The organism is Pantoea sp. GW821-FHT03E06 (assembly GCF_059420725.1).
The window spans coordinates 1,113,773-1,134,363 of sequence record NZ_JBWKUG010000001.1 but is presented as its reverse complement, the minus strand read 5'-3'; the positions used below and the strand labels follow the sequence as shown (position 1 = coordinate 1,134,363).

17 protein-coding genes are annotated in these 20,591 nt (G+C 46.1%); 8 read left to right on the top strand and 9 right to left on the bottom strand.

Going from position 1 to position 20,591, the window contains the following annotated elements; genetic code table 11:
• Positions 1 to 2: 2 nt before the first annotated feature.
• The 9 genes from tssJ to tssH form a co-directional block, all read right to left on the bottom strand.
• Complete coding sequence (gene tssJ / locus AC07WB_RS05180; protein ID WP_097094633.1) at positions 3 to 563, bottom strand: type VI secretion system lipoprotein TssJ; 561 nt, start codon at positions 561 to 563, stop codon at positions 3 to 5.
• Between the two features lie 99 nt (positions 564 to 662).
• Positions 663 to 1,148 carry an Hcp family type VI secretion system effector gene (locus AC07WB_RS05175; protein ID WP_097094634.1) on the bottom strand — a complete coding sequence of 162 codons (486 nt, stop codon included), beginning with the start codon at positions 1,146 to 1,148 and terminating at the stop codon, positions 663 to 665.
• Between the two features lie 187 nt (positions 1,149 to 1,335).
• On the bottom strand, positions 1,336 to 2,841 hold the full coding sequence (tssC, locus tag AC07WB_RS05170) for a type VI secretion system contractile sheath large subunit (RefSeq protein WP_097094635.1): 1,506 nt from the start codon (positions 2,839 to 2,841) through the stop codon (positions 1,336 to 1,338).
• 18 nt (positions 2,842 to 2,859) lie between these two features.
• Positions 2,860 to 3,387, bottom strand: a complete 528-nt coding sequence (gene tssB, locus AC07WB_RS05165; protein WP_097094636.1) for a type VI secretion system contractile sheath small subunit — start codon at positions 3,385 to 3,387, stop codon at positions 2,860 to 2,862.
• Between the two features lie 79 nt (positions 3,388 to 3,466).
• Positions 3,467 to 4,063 (bottom strand): fimbrial protein, encoded by a 597-nt coding sequence (locus AC07WB_RS05160; protein WP_494940140.1) that lies wholly within the window; start codon positions 4,061 to 4,063, stop codon positions 3,467 to 3,469.
• Positions 4,048 to 6,666, bottom strand: a complete 2,619-nt coding sequence (locus AC07WB_RS05155; RefSeq protein ID WP_494940139.1) for a fimbria/pilus outer membrane usher protein — start codon at positions 6,664 to 6,666, stop codon at positions 4,048 to 4,050. The genes AC07WB_RS05160 and AC07WB_RS05155 overlap by 16 nt, the downstream gene beginning before the upstream one ends.
• 84 nt (positions 6,667 to 6,750) lie before the next feature.
• A complete protein-coding gene (locus tag AC07WB_RS05150; protein ID WP_494940138.1) occupies positions 6,751 to 7,503 on the bottom strand; it encodes a fimbrial biogenesis chaperone in 753 nt (250 codons plus the stop codon).
• 89 nt (positions 7,504 to 7,592) lie between these two features.
• Entirely contained in the window at positions 7,593 to 8,153 is a 561-nt protein-coding gene (locus AC07WB_RS05145; RefSeq protein ID WP_097094638.1) for a fimbrial protein, read from the bottom strand.
• Between the two features lie 94 nt (positions 8,154 to 8,247).
• Positions 8,248 to 10,914: a type VI secretion system ATPase TssH gene (tssH, locus tag AC07WB_RS05140; protein WP_494940137.1), complete on the bottom strand. Its 2,667-nt coding sequence runs from the start codon at positions 10,912 to 10,914 to the stop codon at positions 8,248 to 8,250.
• Between the two features lie 571 nt (positions 10,915 to 11,485).
• On the opposite strand from tssH, the gene tssF reads away from it, so the two are divergent.
• Genes tssF through AC07WB_RS05100 form a run of 8 tightly spaced genes read left to right on the top strand, consistent with a single transcriptional unit; the run spans position 11,486 to position 20,577 of the window.
• Positions 11,486 to 13,366, top strand: coding sequence for a type VI secretion system baseplate subunit TssF (gene tssF, locus AC07WB_RS05135; RefSeq protein ID WP_494940136.1), 1,881 nt, complete (start codon positions 11,486 to 11,488; stop codon positions 13,364 to 13,366).
• On the top strand, positions 13,366 to 14,391 hold the full coding sequence (gene tssG / locus AC07WB_RS05130) for a type VI secretion system baseplate subunit TssG (RefSeq protein WP_097094641.1): 1,026 nt from the start codon (positions 13,366 to 13,368) through the stop codon (positions 14,389 to 14,391). The genes tssF and tssG overlap by 1 nt, the downstream gene beginning before the upstream one ends.
• 50 nt (positions 14,392 to 14,441) lie before the next feature.
• Entirely contained in the window at positions 14,442 to 15,524 is a 1,083-nt protein-coding gene (locus AC07WB_RS05125) for a type VI secretion system protein TssA (protein WP_176519124.1), read from the top strand.
• A 2-nt stretch (positions 15,525 to 15,526) separates the two neighbouring features.
• Positions 15,527 to 16,513: a fimbrial protein gene (locus tag AC07WB_RS05120; RefSeq protein ID WP_494940135.1), complete on the top strand. Its 987-nt coding sequence runs from the start codon at positions 15,527 to 15,529 to the stop codon at positions 16,511 to 16,513.
• Between the two features lie 28 nt (positions 16,514 to 16,541).
• Complete coding sequence (locus tag AC07WB_RS05115; protein WP_345827118.1) at positions 16,542 to 17,882, top strand: GlcNAc-transferase family protein; 1,341 nt, start codon at positions 16,542 to 16,544, stop codon at positions 17,880 to 17,882.
• Positions 17,879 to 18,478 carry a DotU family type IV/VI secretion system protein gene (locus AC07WB_RS05110; protein WP_345827119.1) on the top strand — a complete coding sequence of 200 codons (600 nt, stop codon included), beginning with the start codon at positions 17,879 to 17,881 and terminating at the stop codon, positions 18,476 to 18,478. Before AC07WB_RS05115 ends, AC07WB_RS05110 begins: the two co-directional genes overlap by 4 nt.
• A gap of 1 nt (position 18,479) precedes the next feature.
• On the top strand, positions 18,480 to 20,114 hold the full coding sequence (locus tag AC07WB_RS05105) for an OmpA family protein (protein WP_494940134.1): 1,635 nt from the start codon (positions 18,480 to 18,482) through the stop codon (positions 20,112 to 20,114).
• On the top strand, positions 20,107 to 20,577 hold the full coding sequence (locus AC07WB_RS05100; protein ID WP_097094647.1) for a DcrB-related protein: 471 nt from the start codon (positions 20,107 to 20,109) through the stop codon (positions 20,575 to 20,577). The genes AC07WB_RS05105 and AC07WB_RS05100 overlap by 8 nt, the downstream gene beginning before the upstream one ends.
• Positions 20,578 to 20,591 lie beyond the last annotated feature (14 nt).

Genomic DNA, 20,591 nt, shown 5'->3' with positions numbered 1-20,591 from the left:
AATTAATTTACCGGTTTAACTGAAGTTGTCAGATTATTCATTCTGACTTGAATATGAGGCTGCCAAACTTTGTCTCGTTTAAAATAACGTTGAAACCAACTGCGCTTGGGTTTCTCAGGAATAATATAAAGCACCTTCCATTCCGAGTCGGATATGTCTCGATAGGCCGTTATCACACCCAGAGCAGTAACATTTTTAGGCGTCTCAATAACTTTATCTTTTTTCTCACCGGGGACAATCATTGTGTCGTAAATAAGCGAAATCTGACTAGTAAGTTCAGGATCCCTACTTTCAGTAAGAGTAATGAAATCACTGGCCATAAATGCTTGCTGTTGATTCAATTGATACACCGTAATACGAAGAGGGTTTGCTTCTCCTGCGTCATTTTTATTTATAGTGTTGGATGCATCAAAAGTAATTTTTACGGATTCCGTATGTGCACTCGAATCATTATTCGGCGTGCTTTGGCAAGACGTTAGCATACTGGTCATCGATAAAATGATTAACATCGTTAGCCAACGCCGATGGGAGGCGGCAGCATGATGCATTATTTTAGTAATCATTACGTCCTCCTTTAATATGAATAAGTAAAAGTAAAATTAAGGCGAGCGTTCCTTAACCCTGCCACACTTAATGTGGCAGGGCTTGTAACAAGAACTTAATTAGCTATGCTGGTTTGCTTTTACATCATAAGTCGCAGAGATAACACCAGACTTATGACCTTCAGCATTCTGCATTACATAATCTTCAGTTACTTTGGTGAAGGAGAAGCTAACTTCTTCACGTGGACGAGTTTCGTCTTTATGAGAGCCACCCATTCCAACTTTAGTAATGATTACGTCAGTGAACTTCAGAATCATGTATTCCAGTGGATCGCCACCAGCTTTACGCACGGTGAAAGCGATATTTTTAATATGCTTACCAGTCAGACAGTAGCTCAACAGGTTTGGACTTGCTTTGTCGGTATAATGCTGGAACACGAAGTCAGCAACAGTAGCACGACCAGAACCACCGCCTGAACCGCTGTGCATATTCTTAGGCTGCAATACGTCCCATTTCCATTCCAGAACCTGGATCTCGTTTTTATGAGTAGCATCTAAAGATTCACCTTCGATGCCATCAATTTTAATAAACATATCTTGGGCCATAATTTCCTCTCATGGACTAGTTGTGTATAGATTATTCAATGCGATGCATTGAATGATACGAGACTACTGCACTGAATATATCCAGCACGTATTCTCAATTAATTCAAAGTAATTACATTTACTTTGAGTCTTAAATATTCGATTCAGACATTGTCCTTAATGTCCATTGTCAAACCGAATAGTTAAATCAGGCTCCGCCTTTAACAGAAGGAAGTTTGGCTACCATACGCAGAGATACGGTTAAACCCTCCAACTGGAAATGCGGGCGCAGGAAGAATTTGGCTTGGTAATAGCCAGGGTTGCCTTCAACATCTTCAACAATAACTTCAGCAGCAGCCAGTGGACGGCGAGCTTTAATTTCAATTGAGGAGTTAGACGGATCACCATCGACGTAATTCATTACCCAGTCGTTTAACCAGCGCTGCATATCGTCGCGTTCTTTAAACGTACCGATTTTGTCACGCACAATACATTTCAAATAGTGTGCAAAACGTGAACAAGCGAACAGGTAAGGTAAACGCGCTGAAAGCGTGGCGTTAGCTGTTGCGTCAGCATCATAATACTCTGCTGGCTTCTGCAGTGATTGGGCGCCAATGAAGGCGGCAAAATCGGTATTTTTACGATGCACCAGCGGGATAAAACCGTTTTTAGCCAGTTCAGATTCACGACGGTCTGAGATAGCGATTTCGGTCGGACATTTCATGTCTACGCCGCCATCATCGGTCGGGAAGGTATGGCACGGTAAACCTTCAACTACACCGCCACTCTCAACACCACGAATCATGGTGCACCAGCCGTTCTCTTTAAAGGAACGGTTGATATTTACCGCCATCGCATAGGCAGCATTCGACCAGACATACTTGCTGTGGTTTTCGCCGTCGGTGTTCTCTTCGAAATGGAAGGCTTCAACCGGATTGGTAACGGTGCCATATGGCAGACGAGCCAGGAAGCGCGGCATTGCCAGGCCAATATAACGAGAATCTTCAGACTGACGCAGACTGTTCCAGGCCGCGTATTCCAGATTCTGAGTAAAGATTTTAGTTAGATCGCGTGGATTAGAAAGTTCCTGCCAGGAATCCATCTGCAATACGTTCGGCGATGCACCTGCAATGAATGGCATGTGTGCAGAAGCGGCCACTTTACCAATCGATGACAGCAGATCCACGTCGGCAGCAGAGTGATCGAAGAAATAGTCCGCCACCATACAGCCGTATGGCTCACCGCCGAGCTGGCCATACTCTTCTTCATAGATCTTTTTGAAGAGTGGGCTTTGATCCCATGATGTCCCTTTATAGCGTCGCATGCTGCGACGTAATTCTTCTTTGGATACATCCATAAAGCGCAGCTTTAACTTTTCATCGGTCTCGGTATTGGTTACCAGGTGATGCAGACCTCGCCAGGCACTTTCCAACGACTGAAACTCTTCATGGTGAAGAACCAGGTTAATTTGCTCTGACAGCTTGCGATCAATTTCGGCAATAATTGAGGCGATACTTTTATAAGCATCGTCAGATACCGTCACCGAGTTTACCAAGGCCTGTTCAGCCAGTGTTCTCACTGCGCCTTCAACTGCTGCTTTGGTCTGTTCGGATTTAACTTTAAACTCTTTATTCAGCAAAGAACTAAATGCACTTGCCTGAGAAGCGGCTTGTGCTGCCGCATTTTGTTTTTCCATCATTCGTGAAGTTGACATCATGTCTCCTTATTTACTCTACGCAGGTTTCGCTTCAGAGCCGTCATTGCTCTTTTTAGGCGCAGAGGCCAGAGAATTTAACAGCGCTTTATCCTGCAGAAGTTTCATCACTAACTCTTCCGCTCCCGCTTTACCGTCCATATAGGTCTGCAGGTTGGCAAGTTGAGTTCGTGCTTCTAGTAGTTGGGAAAGAGAATCAACTTTTCGAGCAATTGCATCAGGCTCAAAGTCACTCATACTTTCAAAAGTTACATCAATCATCAGCTGACCTTCACCGGTCAGCGTATTCGGTACCGCAAATGCCACACGTGGACGCATTGCTTTCATACGCTCATCGAAATTATCGATGTCAATTTCCAGGAATTGACGATCGGCAACCAGTGGCAACGGTTCAAGTGGTTTACCCGATAAGTCTGCAAGTACACCCATTACAAATGGAAGTTCAACTTTCTTTTCAGAACCGTATATTTCAACGTCGTATTCAATTTGAACGCGAGGCGCTCGATTTCGCGCAATAAACTTCTGCGAATTATTTTTATTAACCATGATAACCTTTCTGCATTTTATTATTTAAACGTACCCGAATGTTAATCCGGAATCATTAATCACTCATTTCTTACTGCAGTTACTTGTAAGTCAGGTCAATGGTGGAGCGAGTTTGCACAAGCCCCGCACTCACTGCTCCATTACTCTTAGCATAATAACTGGCGATAAAGTTGTGTGTAACTTCATCACCACTTGCAGGAATTAAATACTCCTGAAAGCTGTTATTATCGTCGATACTCAGTTGTGTACCGTCAATTTTCCGCACCCGCACTTGAACATCATTGCTGTAATCGTTGCCGGTGCTATTCACCAGGTTACCCGTCTCACTGTCTGATGTATTTCCACCACTGGTGGTAAAACGCATCTCAATGGTACGGTTAACCGGGCAATTTCTCAGAGAAATAGGGAATTGCGTGCTCCCTATCTCATCTCCACTTTTTTGTAATAATTGCGATGATACCGTGGGCAATACCACCGTTCCTGATTCACCACCATTATTAACGCTAACGTCGCAAGTCTGCGCCAAGAACGTTCCCAAAAAAGTAACTTCAATATTGCAGCTGCCTTTCGTTGAACAACTCTTTGCCGACGCGGCGAAACCAATTAGCAGTAAGGTCATGCCAAGTAAAGGTTGCAGAATGTTTAATGAAGTTTTTCCGCCTAGTTGCGTAAACATGTCACCTCCAGTTGGACCATGCTCAGATCCTCAGAAACAGCCTTATTCACAGGTGCAGCATCTTTCGCTATACATTTAAGCTTCTCTTCACCAACCGTTGCTAATAGCGGCCCTTGCGCCGGATCCCAGCCACGTATAAAGGCTTGACCACCTTGCCCTACCACGCTTTGACTCTTGCCGTTCGCATCCATAAGATCGGTCCCAATAGGCAGGTAACTATGAGAACTGTCGCGTAATGTCAGAATCATTGGGGTCCCGGTGATCGTATTCATCACGACAGGTATTGCGGCACCCTGACGTGGAAAAATGTGTTTCTCGTTGTCCAGAACATCTACAGTGTCGGGCAACCCTTTCGCATCCAACTGGATAACATTCTCACGGTAAGGGTACAGAGAAGGCTGTATGGCATAGCCGAATCGGTTAACTTTTGCCCCCTGACCATTAAGTAACCTTGCTCCCGCAGCTCCTTTCGCCTCAATAATGGCAAAAGGAGCATCATTGATACTTGGCCCAAGTGTGACACCACCTTTATGAGCCACAGCACTACCTCTTAATGAGCCTGCAAACTGCGTGTTAAAATCATTCGCCGTTGCACTCAAGCCAACTTGAGCAATTGATGATTGGTATTGAATATTACCGCTCACCGCTTTATCGTTCGCTCTATTACCTACGTTGGCACCTACACCATATGTCAGCTCCCCTTGGTCACCCTGATAGCCGGAAGCATTAGTCTGGAATGTTGTGCCACTTTGATTACTGTTACTCACTGTGCTGTATAACGAATTAAATAACGGTTTTTGGTTATAATTACCACCAATAGGTATATTAACGGCCAACTGGATAATATTTTCATCATTGCCATTTCCAGCGCGTGAACGCGATCCTGTAATTGAATAGCCAAAACGTCCCAGGGAATGATTAAAGCTTATCGAATATTGGCGCGAATCCGTTTTCCCGCCCCAATAACTGGCTAAACTTCCGCTAAACCATAAAGATTTATTATCGTCAATACGCTGGTTAACACTTGCTGTAAAACGGTTCTGCGTGCGGTAGTTGATGTAAACATTATCCGCCTCACTGCGTTCTTTAATTAATGACGTATTACGAGCCAAAGCCATCTCACGAAAACTATAATAACCTTTGGAAGAGTAACGATAAGCTGCCAGAGTAATGTTAGTATTTGTTGGGTCAAGATATTTGCTGTAATTTACCTGATAACTATTCCCTAAACGCTGAGTGTTATTGGCTAAAACACTACGTGCATTTATGACATCAAAAGAGATCCCACCTATTGGCGTATTGAAAGCCTGGCCTAGACCAAACGCTTTATAGTGTTCACCAATTAATGTTCCACCATACATGGTCCAGTAATTCATCAAACCGCGATGATACGTCGCCTGAAAGAGATCGGGATGGTCATAAATTTGCTCCTCCTTTAACTGTCCAAGTGCTAGAGAAAACCGTGAAGAACCTTCTCGTAACAGCATGGGCGGAGCAGAAAACGGAATCAACTGCTGCCTGATGCGGCCATCCGCTTCTGTTATCGTCATAGTCAAGTCACCGCCATATCCTATCGCACCAACATCAGTAATGGCGAAAGGCCCTGGGGGAACAATACTTTCATACAGTATTTGCCCACGTTGAGTTACGGTAATCTTGGCATTAGTTTCTGCTACGCCACGTAAAATTGGTGAATAGCTACGCATTTCAGTTGGCAGCATGCGATCATCCGTTTGCAACTGCACACCGCGCATACTGAAGCTATCAAACAATTCACCATTGCTATTAGTTTCACCAACGGTCATCACACTTCTCAACGGTGTAATATCGCGTTGAGCATACGTATAGTTATTCTGTATGGAAGATGGTGATTGATTACTCCAGTTAAAATTAGTTCTTTTTCTTAAGCGCCATTCACCCACGTTGAAGCCTGCAGTCACACCTAAATTAGCAGTGTTATTACTGTTTCCTTTAGCAGCTCCCTGGCTGATTTGCCATAAGTTAGCTGCGTAATCAACAAACCCTGCCGTTTGACCTGATTCCCATAGACTAGGATCAACATAATCATCACTATGATGACGTACATATAGCTGAGGCACTTGTAAGTTGAGTTCAAAGTCACCGCTGTTATATTGGCTAGTTGAACCTTCAATCCATCGGTCAAGCACATAACACTGCTCTGCACCATCTGGTCGCATCAGTAATAGCTGTTTTGCTCTTTTCTCATCCGGCACAATGCCTAGCTGATTCAACTGTAACTGATTGAAACAAGGCTTGGCGTTTGCATCTGAATTTAATTGAACGAAACTTATCTTTAACGAATTTTTCGTTTTTCCATTAACACTTACTGTGACTCGATAAATACCAGGAAATGTAACATTACCCTCAGCAAAACGGGAAATATCAATATTGGAACCATGCAAGAAACCACTATTAAAATTTATTTTTTCCGGAGCAAGCGGACCACCGGAAGTTTGTGGAACTTCCTGCACATTTGTTTGACCTTCAGCAATCAATGGGAAGCAGAGTGCTAATTTAATCAGCACACTGAGCTTCTTTATGTTCCTGCCAGAACCATTCCCTGAATATTTACTCAGCACCACAGTGTAAACTCCTTTTAAGGGGTTTTATAATCCATTAATGAGGTATTGCGGCTAATATTTCATAGATTTAATAATTTAAAGACATCATTTATCGTCTATAAAAAAGGCATTACCTTTTAATTTAAGCTTTTTCTGAATGATCCCACCGAATTCGTTGATATACTGAAAATCCATCGCCGAAATTGATGTCAGCTTAGATTTATTTTCCGGATAAACCACCATTTCTGACTTTGGAGCAATCATTTCCGATGTCATTCTTATTTTTTTATTCTGTGACATCACATTGATAGTATTAAACGAGTAATAATAAGGTGTGGGATTTTTTATTTTTACACCAACACCTTGATTGTTATCAGTTACTAACTCCCATCCCAGCTTGTCGAGTTCGGTTGTAACAGAGCCATTTAGCAACGCCTTCGGACGATAGAAGATCTTTATACGGGTACGAAACGCGACTTCTAACTTCTGCCCTTTGTTGTCATCACTGGCTTTAGGAGGAATTTCTAGTAAGTTAAACCAAAAAAGGGACTCACGATCTTGTGGCAGCGCCATACCGTTATAAATCATACGAATACTTTGCCCTTTATTCGGCTCCACACGGAAGACGGGGGGGGTAACAATAAAAGGTACTTTCGTATTCTGTAAGTCTATCTTAGTATCGCCATCATCAACCCAAACCTGAGCCAGAGCAGGAGTGTCACTTCTATTGATTGTGCGGACATTAACTTCAGTTTGGTCGCCAGGAAAAATAACACGAGTTCCGCTTATCACAATGGATGAAAAAGCTGGTGTAACTGCACTAATTAATAGTGAAGCAAGGAAAATTTTTTTAAGCATAATATTCATCCAAGCGAAAGAATTAATATCATATTGATAATTTTTTCAAAAAAAGTGGTGCCCCTATAGGGCAACCACTCTAATTGTTCTTATTTATATGCCAATGAGTACATCACGTGAGCCTGTACGTTACCAGCGGTAGAAGTACCGGTAGCATAATAACCTGCGGTATAAGTTGTAGTGGCAGAGTTTGTGGTATTGTCAATTGGGAAGTAGTTACCTGTTTCACCAAGTTTAATAACACTATTGTTGCCGCCGTAGTTGTATAAACGAATCTGAACATTTGTGGCCGGATCGGTTACAGACGCGTTAGTCAAGTTGCCAGTTGCTGCATCAAAACCGGAGCTGCCAATCGCTTCAAAGTGGACTGCCACCATTGTTGGATCATTAGGATCAACAGGAGTTGCAGGAGCAGGACAATTGACAACACCGATAGTGAAATTGGTCGTACCTGCAGTGTCTTTATCATTAGCCAATGACGAGGCATTCACAGTTGGTAAAGTCACCGTTTTATCTTCGTCACCAGGGCGAATTTCACAGGTCGATGAAATAACTTTACCTACAAAATTAATCTTACCGCTAGATACTGCTGCTGCATTACCTGCTGCGATCAGAGCCAAAATTGCAACTGAAGTTTTCAACATGCGCATTATTACTATCCTCAAATAGATATTCCGTTAAAATTAAAACTACTTTGACATCCCATGTCAGGTATCACCTGAGCAATGAAATATTTTTTCTGAGCTATGATGACGCTTTTGCTAATGTCACCACATACTGATCACTTATTCTGTCTAAGGTAATGAGATTGTTTTTCAGCTTCGCGTGATGAGCCAAAATTTCCTTACCTAGTAGCGTTGTGATAGTTTGCTCAATAATTCGAATAATCAGACGAGCCCCTGTTTCCGCAACTCGGCACTGTGAAACCACATGTGCAACAACAGCATCGGTATAATGCAATTCACACTGATATTGCGTTGTTACACGATGTTGAATACGAGCAAGGTGCAGTCTGACAATTTTATCTAATGAACTTTGTTGCAGCGGTAAATAAGGCACCACATTAACTCGGCCCAAAAATGCCGCAGGGAATACCTTCAATAATTCCGGCTGCAATGCGGCTAATAAGCCTTCCTGATCCGGTGCAGTCTCTTCATCTGCATACAGTTGGCTGATCAATTCGCTTCCGGTGTTGCTGGTTAGCAGCAATACCGTGTTTTTGAAATCAATGCTGCGTCCTTCACCATCTTCCATCTGGCCTTTATCAAAGACCTGGTAGAAAAGTTCATGAACATCTGGGTGCGCTTTTTCTACTTCATCCAGCAGCACCACGCTATAAGGTCGACGGCGCACAGCCTCCGTTAACACCCCCCCCTCGCCGTATCCGACATAACCAGGAGGTGAGCCTTTTAACGAAGAGATGGTATGCGACTCTTGATACTCGCTCATGTTTACGCTGATCAAATTCTGATCGCCGCCATACATGCTTTCCGCAATCGCCAGTGCAGTTTCGGTTTTACCGACACCTGATGGCCCCACCAGCATAAACACGCCCAGTGGTTTTCTTGGATCGGCCAGTCCTGCGCGAGCCGTCATAATGCAGTCGCTAAGTTGATCCAGAGCAGCGGATTGTCCAATCACGCGCTGATTAAGACGCGCAGGCAACTCCATCACTTTTTTGAGTTCATCTTTCAGCATCTGGCCTACGGGAATCCCCGTCCAGTCGCCAACGATGTGCGCAATGACCTCTTCATTCACCTCAGCCTGAACCATTTGCTCATCAGCCGAGATTAGTCTCAGATTTTTTTCTTCGTACTGAAGCTGTTCTCGGAATATGGCCAGCTCAACTGAGCTTTCTTCTTCCTGCGACAGAGACTGGGCAATCTGCTGACGTAACGCCACAATACGGTTGACAGTCTCACGCTCGTTCTGCCAACGCTTCTCAAGTGCCTCACCTGATTCAGCCCACTCATTTAAAGAAGCGGTCAGCGAGTTCATTCGCTCTGAAGATTCGCGACCAAACTGATGAGCTTTCTCTAAAGATTTAAGCTCTGTTCGTGCGGTTTCCTGCTGCCATACCAATTTCTGCAGCTCGGCTGGGGCGGCAAATTGCGCTACCGCGATACGGGCACAGGCGGTATCCAGCAAGCTGATCGCTTTGTCGGGTAGCTGACGCGCCGGAATGTAACGGTGCGACAACTTGACTGCAGCCTGTACGGCTTCGTCGGTGATCCAAACCCCGTGATGTTTTTCCAGCGCCGGCACGAGCCCACGCAGCATCGACATTGCCACTTCCTCATCAGGTTCACTCACCTGCAACACCTGGAAGCGACGAGTCAATGCCGGATCTTTTTCTATATGCCGCTTATATTCACTCCAGGTGGTTGCGCCAATGGTTCGCAGCTGACCGCGCGCTAGGGCGGGTTTAAGTAAATTCGCCGCATCACCCGTCCCGGCATTTCCGCCCGCCCCAACAAGGGTATGAATTTCATCTATAAAAAGAATTACGGGCTGCACTGAGGCCATCGCCTCATCAATGACAGCTTTCAGGCGTGCCTCAAACTCCCCTTTCATGCTCGCACCCGCTGAGAGTGCGACAACATCCAGCGTTAATAAGCGTACTTCTTCAAGCGCAGGGGGAACGGCGCCTGACACTATCGCCTGTGCCAGCCCTTCAACGACAGCCGTTTTACCCACGCCTGCATCACCCGTCAGTAACGGATTGTTCTGGCGACGACGTAACAGGATGTCGATCATGGTGGTAATTTCCTGGTTACGCCCAAGAACAGGATCGATTTTTCCTTCACGCGCCAGTGACGTCAGATCTGTGGTGTATTGCGCTAACGAAGCAGTGCTGCTCTGCCCCATCGCCTGACTCGCTTCGCCCGGCATGGAGCCTTCATAAAATGCGGTGCCATCACTCGCATCTTCCGTTGCTTCTGGCGACTCACGAGTAATGTATTTCAGATCACTACTCAGCACGTCTAGCGCGACTTTATCGAGCACGGGAGCAATGCCCAGCAACGTGCGACGAAGTTCCATATTACTCAGAAGTGCGAGGACTAAATGGCCGCTACGAATGCGGTTATCGAGGCATTCGAGGCTTGCACATACCCATGCGCGTTCAATCGCTAGCTCAATGTGATATGAGAAATCCGAAATTGAGCTGGCTCCCGTTGGCAGGCGCCCCAGAGCCTGGGCAATCCCGCGCTCAACTTGTTCACCATCAATATCGAAGTAACGGACAATATGCTTAATATCGTTATCATCGCTATGCCAAAGCTGATTTATCCAATGAACTAGCTCAACATATGGATTACCGCGCAATTTGCAAAAGGTGGTTGCGCTCTCAATAGTGGCGAATAAGGTTTTATCCAGCTTTCCAAATAAGTTCTTTCTGATAATAGCCACGTTTGTCACCTTTAACTCTATTTTAAGTGGATGAACCACTTTGTTATGTTGTTATGCTATCTGTGTGTAGTGAAGTGCAATCCCTAAGCACTCAATGCGAAGAAATTTATCTCCATAAACTATTTTTGTGAAGACCTAAAATGCACATTAGGAATAAAATCAACAAAATTCCTAGGCATTGAAATTATCACAAAAGACGAGAGCTCACGTTGAAAACGCTATTTAAACCTGAAGCTAAAACATTAAAATCACTAACAAAAATAACTAACACTCATTAAAAATAATCAATAAAATCAATTACATAATAGATAACTACGTATTGCTTTTATTTTTATAATATTGCAAAGAGAAAAGACCAATAAGCATAAACCTACAAATTCGTAATCCATCGACTATTTCATTCACCAAATTAATCCTTAGAATAAATTCACTCTAAGGTGGGTATTAAACTAATAAAAATAATGAACTCTTCACGGAGTGAGACAGACCAGTTTAATGAAAAGATTACACACAAGATAAAAACGCTGGCTGTCCTATCTAAACCGTCAAGACAGTAATTCAGAGAACGCAAATGGAACATAATTTTCTCGATTATTACAACAAAGAGCTTACGTTCATGCGTGAGATGTCGCGTGAATTTGCTACGCAGCATCCTAAAATAGCCAAACGTCTTGGCATGCATGGTATTGAAGTCGCCGATCCTTTTGTCGAGCGCTTAATTGAAGCCTTTTGCTTTATGTCGGCGCGTACGCAAATTAAGCTGGATGCTGAATTTCCCCTCTTTACACGTCGACTGCTGGATATTGTTTACCCGAACTATACGGCGCCTACTCCTTCAATGGGTGTTGTGCAGTTGCAACCCAGCCTGAAAGAAGGCGATCTCACTCAAGGTTATACCGTTCCCCGCAATAGCGCTTTTCTCACGCCAATTGCGCCAGGAGAAGTTACGCGGTGTGAGTTTCGAAGTGGCCAGGACGTCCAGCTATGGCCCTTTGAAGTCACAGATGCACGCCTGACCAGTCTGCCACCTGATATGCCCTCACTTGAGCGCCATCGAATTTCGGCGCAGCGACTTAAAGAAACGCTCCGCATCAAGCTAAAACTGCCTGCGGGTTTGTCCTTCTCGCAGCTCGAAGGGCTTGATCGTCTGCCGATCTATATCAATGGTGATGAACGTGTGGTGTCACATATCTTCGAGTTGCTGTATAGCAACCACGTTGCCACTATTCTTCGCGGTAAACATGATGGCCAGGTACATGATACCGTCATCAGCAAAGATGCATTGAGCTTCGATAGCCTGAAACCCGAGCAGAGCTTATTGCCTGTCGCATGGAACATGTTCCATGGTCACAATCTGGTACATGAGTACTTCTCCTGCCGTCAGCGTTTTTACTTTTTTACCGTTACGCAACTGGCCGCGGCGGCGAAGTACAACACTTCAGATGAAATGGAAATCATCTTCCTGCTTGATCGCCAGTCACAAGCGCTGGCCAGCCATGTCACGGCATCACGCTTTTTACTGCATTGCACCCCGGTGATTAATCTGCTGCCACGCCGCATGGATAAGTTGGAAATCAATCGCAAGCTGAATGAATTTCACGTGCTACCCGATCGGAGTCGGCCACTGGATTTTGAAATTTATTCCATTGAAAAAGTATTTGGTCAAAAGGCTGAAACAAGTCAGGAGATCAACTTCAATCCTCTTTTCCAAACCCGCCATAGCGATAAAGGCAACTACGGCCGCTATTTTTCGACCATCAGGAAAAATCACACGGGTAAGCGCAACACGCGTAAATACGATACCCGTACCGCGTATGCCGGCACTGAGGTGTTCCTGTCATTAGTTGATCAGCAGAACGCGCCCTTTAGCGATGATATTCGTTACCTTTCCATTGAAGCATTGGTGGCAAACCGCGATTTACCTCGCCTGATTACGGCAGACGGCAATTTCACACTCACGATGACTGAATCGGCTCCTGTCAGCGGTGCTCGTTTTCTGTTTCAGCCAAGTGCACCTCGCCCACCCTTTGCTAAAGGTGAATCGGCCTGGCGCCTGATCAGGCAACTTAGCTACAACTATCTCCCTCTCTCAGATATGCCTCACAGTGAAGGGGGCGAAGCGATGCGTAACATGCTTCGCTTGTTTGTTAACAGCGCGGACCATGAAGCAAATACCCAGATTGATGCGTTGGTAGGGTGCAAAAGTGAACCGGTTATTCGTCGTTTACCGGGCAATGGCCTGTTGGTATATGGCCGGGGGATTCGCTGTTCACTGACTATTGATGAAGAGGGCTTCTCCGGCATTAGCCCCTATTTGTTCGGCATGATCATGGAAAACTATCTGGCGCGTCATGCCGCCATAAATGTTTTCACAGAAACCGAATTGCTGACGATGCAACGTGGCCGAATTGGTCTCTGGCAACCGCGTCACGGTCGCAGGGGGGTGTTGTAATGCCTGCAGAGCATCCGGCTCCACTCCCTTTGGGGCTTGAAAATTGGTTTGATGAGTCCAAACCCTGGGATAGCGGTTTTATCAGTTTAATGCGGACCCTGGCAGCGCGTTCACCTGAACTGCCCGCTCCCGGTACGTCTGCGCTGCCCGATAATGAAAATTTCATCATTGGCCAGTCACCACATATGGTGTTTGCCCCACGAGAAATTGAAAGCGTTAGTCAGCAAGATGATAAGACACACCTGAAGTTGTTTAGCCTGGGGATCTGGGGACCGCAGGGTGCAATGCCGCTCCATCAGACCGAAATGGCCTACATACGGAATGAACAGCATGATACGACGCTAACGAATTTCGTAGACCTTTTTCATCATCGTGCGCTTTCCAAACTCTACCGGGCATGGGCTGTTTCTCAGGACACTGCGGCACTTGATCGCCCACATGAGGAACGCTTTTCGTTTTATACCGGCAGCCTGATGGGTATCGATCCTCAGGAGCTAGCAGAAAGTGTCCTGCCACAGCACCCTCGTCTCTCCGCAGCCTCGCACCTTGTGCGTGAAGCGCGTAATCCTGAAGGTCTGCTCGGCGCACTGAATTACTACTTTGGACTGCCGGTACAAATCAGAGAATACGTCGGCCAATGGATAACGCTACAGCGTGACGATCAAACTCAACTGGGCTTTGGTCAGGAGAGTGCACTGCTCGGTGACGGCGCCATGCTCGGTGATACCGTTCTGGATCGTCAGCATAAGTTTCAGCTCATTTTTGGCCCACTGACGTTGAAGCAATACATCCGCTTTAGCCCATGGGGTCAGGATTTACCGGTGCTGTGTGAATGGATTCGGCAGTTCGTCGGTTTTGAATATGCATGGGAAGTCAGCCTGGTGCTCAATGCCAGCGACGTACCCTGCGCAACCCTCGGCGATGCCTACCAGCTCGGTTACACCAGCTGGCTTGAACGCGAAAACCACGATTCGCCACTGCCAGGAATGAGTTTTGAACCGGAGACGTATCACAATGCTTCATGAAGCAGGACCTGATCTGAATGCCATTAACGCTAGCTTATTAAGGAATGATTGTGAGTGACCTTATGACACCGATGTGCCCTGAATGGTATCAACCCCTGTTGATGCCCGTCACAGACACGTTGCCATGCGGAGAAAATCTGGAAGATGACGCGGCGTTTCTCCTGCTGGAGACCCGCATGCAGCCGAGAATGGGTGCGGAGTATGGCGACTTCGTTGAAACGGTTGATCCCATTAACTGGGGTGAAATCGAGCGCGAGGTCAAAACGCTACTCACGCGTAGCCTGGATCTAAGACTGGTTCTGGTATTAATCCGCTGCCGTTTCCGAAAAATTGGCATTCCAGCCCTGGATGAAGGCTTGTGCGCCCTACTCTGGCTACTTAAACAGTGGCCAGAGCAGGTGCATCCACAGCTATATGATGAGGGATCTTTTGAGCCCCTCATGCGCGCCAACGTGCTGGCAGAATTAGAGTCATCGAATGGCATTCTCGCAGATTTAAGAATGCAGCCTCTGCCAAAAGTGTCGGGCTTGCAACTGAACGTGCGCGACGTTGAGCGGGCCACACTAAACCCACAAGCTGAACAATCTCTTGATGAGAATGCGCTTTCACTGGCCCGATTGGGATGGCAGGAGCAGCAAGCAGACGTCATCTTCTCCTTAAGGCATGCGGAGCAACATCTCAATCAATTGCGGCTGCTGCTGATAGAGATGCTGTCTGATGATGCGCCTGATTTTAGCGGCTTATTTAAAGTGCTCGCTCTTTTTGGCTTTGCTGGAGCCCCCCCGGCGCCCGTTGTAGATCAGGCAGAGCTGCCAGAAGTGACTATCGAAACACCTGCAGTCCAGCCTTTAGATGTGAGCTTGCCAGAGTCAGAGCAGATAGCAGCAAGGGTGGTGACGACGCCCACGATAGAAACATTAACCATGTTGCCCGTTCGCAATATTCAGGATCGTACGGATGCGCTGATGCGCTTACGCGAAATTCAGCAGTGGTTTGTGCGCTACGAACCTAGCAGTCCAGTGGGTGATTTGCTGACATTGACGGAACAAATGGTAGGTAAACGTTTTGCCGAATTGATGCAGATTCTGCCGCAGGATCTCATCGCCAGACTGAGTAATGGACAGGAGTCCTGAGTATGAGATTACGCAATAGCTTTTTGTTCGTCACGGGTGCATTTCTTAGCCAGTCAGCCCTTGCTGTGTGTACTGTGGATACAGACCCGCAGTTTGGTGGGGCAAACCGCACCACGCTGACCATCCCGGGATATACCTTTTATGTTGATGCGGGAGCCCCCATAAGCGATACACCGCTGAATACCAGTATATCTAATAATCAAAACGTCATACTCAGTTTTAAAGACTGTGAATTTGGTGAGGCTTATGGCAAAACGACATTGCCACCGCTGGCTCCAACGGCGAAAGCCAAATATTTTACCACCAGCGTTGAGGGCATTAGCGTTCATCCTCTCTGGAGTAATGGCGCTGCAACTGGGCAATTCCCTTCAGTCTCCTATATGGAGAAGAATCGTTTTGACTACCCTGCCAATTCGCATTTTGAGCTTGAGTTTGTCAAAACCTCTCGGCGCTTAAAGTTAACCGATCCTAATGGTGATGTAGTGTTACCACCGGGGGTTATCCTCAGGCACTGGGTAACCAGTGACACGCCGGCTAATTACGGCCAACTTCTTGAAATAGGCGAAATCAGAGTTATCAGTATCCCCAACTGCACTATTGATGGCCCAAAAACGGTGAACTTTGGCCAGCTGGGAGAGCGAGACCTAATAAGCGGCGTAGAAAAAAATCTAGATTTCAGCCTGAGGTGTGCCACGGATTACGGTAGCTACAGTGCATCCGCATCATTAATCACGGCCTCCCCGAATGCCGATGGCACCATCCCGGTAACGGATAGTGCTGGTAATAATGACCGTTTAAAAATTCAGATTACCGACAGTAACAATCGCAACATGCCTGCAGATGACAGTGCAAAAGAGGATCGCGCCCAGGTTGCCGATGAAGTGCCAGTGAATTACAGCTGGAAAGCCACCTTAATGAAAAATGGCAATGTATTACCAGAGGAAGGGAATTTTACCGCCAAGGCGGAGATTCTATTAGTTGTGAACTGATTTTATCAAAGGAATTGATACAGTTACCATGAATAACAATAAAACAATTTTCATCGGCATCGCCAGCTACCGGGATGCTGAATTAGTGCCAACGCTGCTCGACATACTTGCTCGAGCGCAGCACGCTGAACGACTACACATCGCTATTTGCTGGCAGGACAATGGTAAACTTCACCCATTTATTGACAGCGGTTTTATCCCCCAGCTCGTGGGTGAACATCATGGGCACACGCTTTACCGATTAATTAAAGGCAATGCTCAGATTCAACTCTTAGCCGTGGATTACTTAAAAAGTCAGGGTGCCTGCTGGGCGAGACATATGAGTAATACGCTTTACAACGGTGAGAGCTATCATCTGCAGATCGATTCACACAGCCGTTTCACTGCTCACTGGGACAGTGAAATGATCGCTATGCTGGAAAGCTTACGATCGCAAAGTCCTCGGCCAATACTCACGCATTATCCGCCACCTTATACCCCTGAACAAAAAAAAGAACAGCGTAGTAATAAGGTGAGTCGCCTGATATTTAGTCAGTTTAATGATAAAGGCGTTGTGTCTCTCAATTCAGTAGACATGGTCGAAGAGCAGCCACGGAGAAGTGGTTATCTGGCCGCAGGTTATCTTTTTAGCGACGGTCATTTCATTGAAAACGTCCCGTACGATCCTCAGCTTTTCTTTATCGGTGAAGAAATTTCGTTAGCCGCTAGGGCCTTTACCCACGGTTACGATCTGTATACTCCCCATAAAGTTCTGCTCTGGCACTACTACGGCCGCGCAAAATCACCGAAATTCTGGAGCGATCATACCAACGAAGCGAAGAAAAGTGGTCAGGTGGATCAGGTGTGGTGGGAGCGCGATAATATCTCTTATCAACGCATTCTCAGCCTGCTGGGGATCAGTGATAAGCAAGTGGATCTCGGGCACTGGTGTTTAGGTACGCATCGCACCCTGCAAGAGTATCAGTACCGCATTGGGGTCGATTTTCGCCAGCAACGGATTCATCCATTAATTAAAGCCAAAGAAAAACTAACCTGGTTTGATCACTTACCGGAAGAGCATGAACTTTGGCAACAACAACTGGTTAGCCCCCATCTGCGCATGTGGCAGTTGACGCATGCGGATGTCGATATCCTTCGTAAGGATGTGCTTTGGTGGCAGCTCAGCGTGTATCAAGCTGACAACACCCCGCTTATAAATCAGCAGCTTTCGCCTGAAGAACTCTTAAAACTTAAGAGTAATGATAATGGCGAAAAATTTGATCTTCGCGTGTATTTTGACACCCAACGCCCGGTGGCTCCTCACTGCGTACGTCTTTGTCCGTATATAGATGGTGAAGGTTGGGGTGACATCAAGGAGCGCGCGTGGTGAGCGGACATTCAGCACTTCAAGGACTCATCTCCAGCTGCACGCTGCTCGCAATGAAAGGTGTCGTCCCCTCTCTTCTGGATTTTCAGCAGCAGTTGCAGCAGCAAATTATACTTTATTGCCAGCACCTATCTGATGAAGCCTATCCACACGAAGAGATTATCGCCATCCAGCGGCTACTTTGCCGCGTGGTCGATAGTCTCGCCATGAGTAGCTTCTCCACACATGGAATCAGCTGGGCGAACTATCAGCTAGGCCACCATTTTTTTGGTTACCAGCATGACGAACTGTTTAACCCTGCGCACAGCGACTTGCTGTTCAACTCCGTACACCAGGAAATAAAAAACACCACGCTGATAATGTTCGCATTATCACCCTTATCTTTACCCGGTAAGGAGCGTATTGAGAAAAAAGTCACTGTGACTGAATCTGATGTCATTGAAACGGCAGATGACGAAAGTGAACCACTTGCCATTCAGGTTGAAGCCCAGGGTCCAACTATTCGCTGGATGTCATTAATGTGCCAGTTCGCCATCGCAGGATTTTTACTGGGGATATTCTGGTACGGATGCCGAATGTTTCAGAGTGGAGGACTGTAACATGAGCTATCAAAAATTAAATATGATGCTGGTTGCAGTCGCATTGCTTATTACTTCAGCGCTTTCCTGGCTGCAACAAGACAAGCTCACCGGCGAACTGCTTATGTTCGGATTTGCCGTGCTCGCTGTACTTCTCATCGTCAAGCAATTGCGCTGGGAAACGCGTGAATTACCTCAACCGCCCAAAGAACCACAACCGGAACCCGAGCAGCTCTCCCCTGTTGTCCTGATTTTGGGACCTTATGCAGAGAAATGGTTTACCGAAAGCAATTACACAGACAGTACTCGCTACTGTGAAAAGTCGACCTGGCTATTAATCAAAAATCCCGATGAATTAGCCTGTCGCCTTGACTATATTAAGCAGCATTCTCCAAATACGCCGGTTGCCGCTTTTTTTCCATTTCTGCCAGATGGACATGAAACGTCAGCATTATTGAATCACCACCTTCTCAACTGGCTGAGAGATTTTTCCGGGGTCATATCTGATATTAAAATCCCCTGCACAATAGGGATTTATGCATATCTCAGCACTGAACTCCGCAAACACTCCTCATCTAACGCGAGCTGGAGTGGAAGACTCGATTTCAATCGTCTTCAGGCGCAAAATATGCCGGACGAAATCAATCGGCTAAAAAATCATCTTAAAAGTCAGGATGATTCCGCAAGTGATATTCAACGTGCTGCGCTGGGCTATGATTTACTCTGCTGGCTAGAAGAACAAGAAATTAGTGCCGCGCTGACCAAGATATTTACCCATTCCACGCTTAAGCTGAGCGCTTTGCTATTGTGTGATTATGGTCATGGCTTTACACGGCATGGCGCATGGTCGATATGGCTGGAGGAACGTTACGCCATTCTTCCCGCGCTGGGTAACAGAATGCCGATACCGCCGTTGCCCGCTATCAAACAACTTCATATACCCAAGCCCGCAGTGGTTCCCGTTATTCCTATTTACGGTAAGCAGCCGGCTTTACTCTGGAGTATTTGCTTAATTACTTTGCTGCTATTAACCCAGATAGGAGTTGCTGGCTGGCAATCTTTGCAGCAGCAAAAAACCTACCAGCATGAGATGGCGCGACTCGAAGAACAACGTGAGTTATCAGTTGCAAGGTTGAATCAAAAAATTGCTCAACTACAGCAGCTTGATGAGCAATCGCAGCGCTGTTCCGCTGAAGTGTCCCTACAAAATTGGGGACTCAGCCCATGCGAAGCCATTAGCCGAACGTTGAATAAAAAGATGGCAAATTTGCAGGCGGTAAAAGTGGTGACGTCTGCAGGAGTTATCCCTTTATTTGACCCGGGTAAATCTGACATCTCAGCAAAAGCCACGCCTCCGCTGGAAGAGATGGCACACAAAATAACGCAAGCGCCAGGCTACCGGATTCTGATTATTGGCCATTCAGATAGTACCGGAGGCGACGCACTAAATGCCTCTTTATCTCTGGAGCGAGCGGATGCTGTTCGCCACTGGCTCATCAAAAAAAATATCGATCCTTCGCTGATTCAAGTGCGAGGTGTTGGTGCAACCGAACCAATGACCAGCAATGTGACAGCGGAAGGGCGACAAATAAATCGGCGCGTCGAAATGTTGCTGATACCTATAGAAAATACAAAGGAGACCATTCTCAATGGATAATAAAAATACTATGTATCATATTGCTGAGGGAGTCTTTATGACGGCACCTCCGGTTATGGATCGTTCTATTCAGTTGCTGATGTTTCGTGATCCAGATGATAAAGAATACCGCGTCATCATTACTCGCGCGGGTTTAGCAGAAGAACAAACTCAGGAAGAGTGGGTAGAAAAAGAGATGGAAAATTTACGTTTCCGCCTGCCTGGTTTTCAAACTGAAGGAAAAATGTTGAGACATCAAATCGGTCCGGCAAAACTTGACGTTATCCAGGTTGCTAATCGCTATCTGGATGACGGTGAAATTGTGCGACAGGTTCAATCGGTAGTCAAACTTCCCAAGCACTCGCGTTATAACCCGATTGAACGTGATGTACTGGTATTTACCCTTCAGGCTAACGAAGAATTTACTGAATATCAGCGTAAGCACTACGTTCAAATCATCAATAGCTATTCACCTGCCGTCTGACATAACGAAAAAGA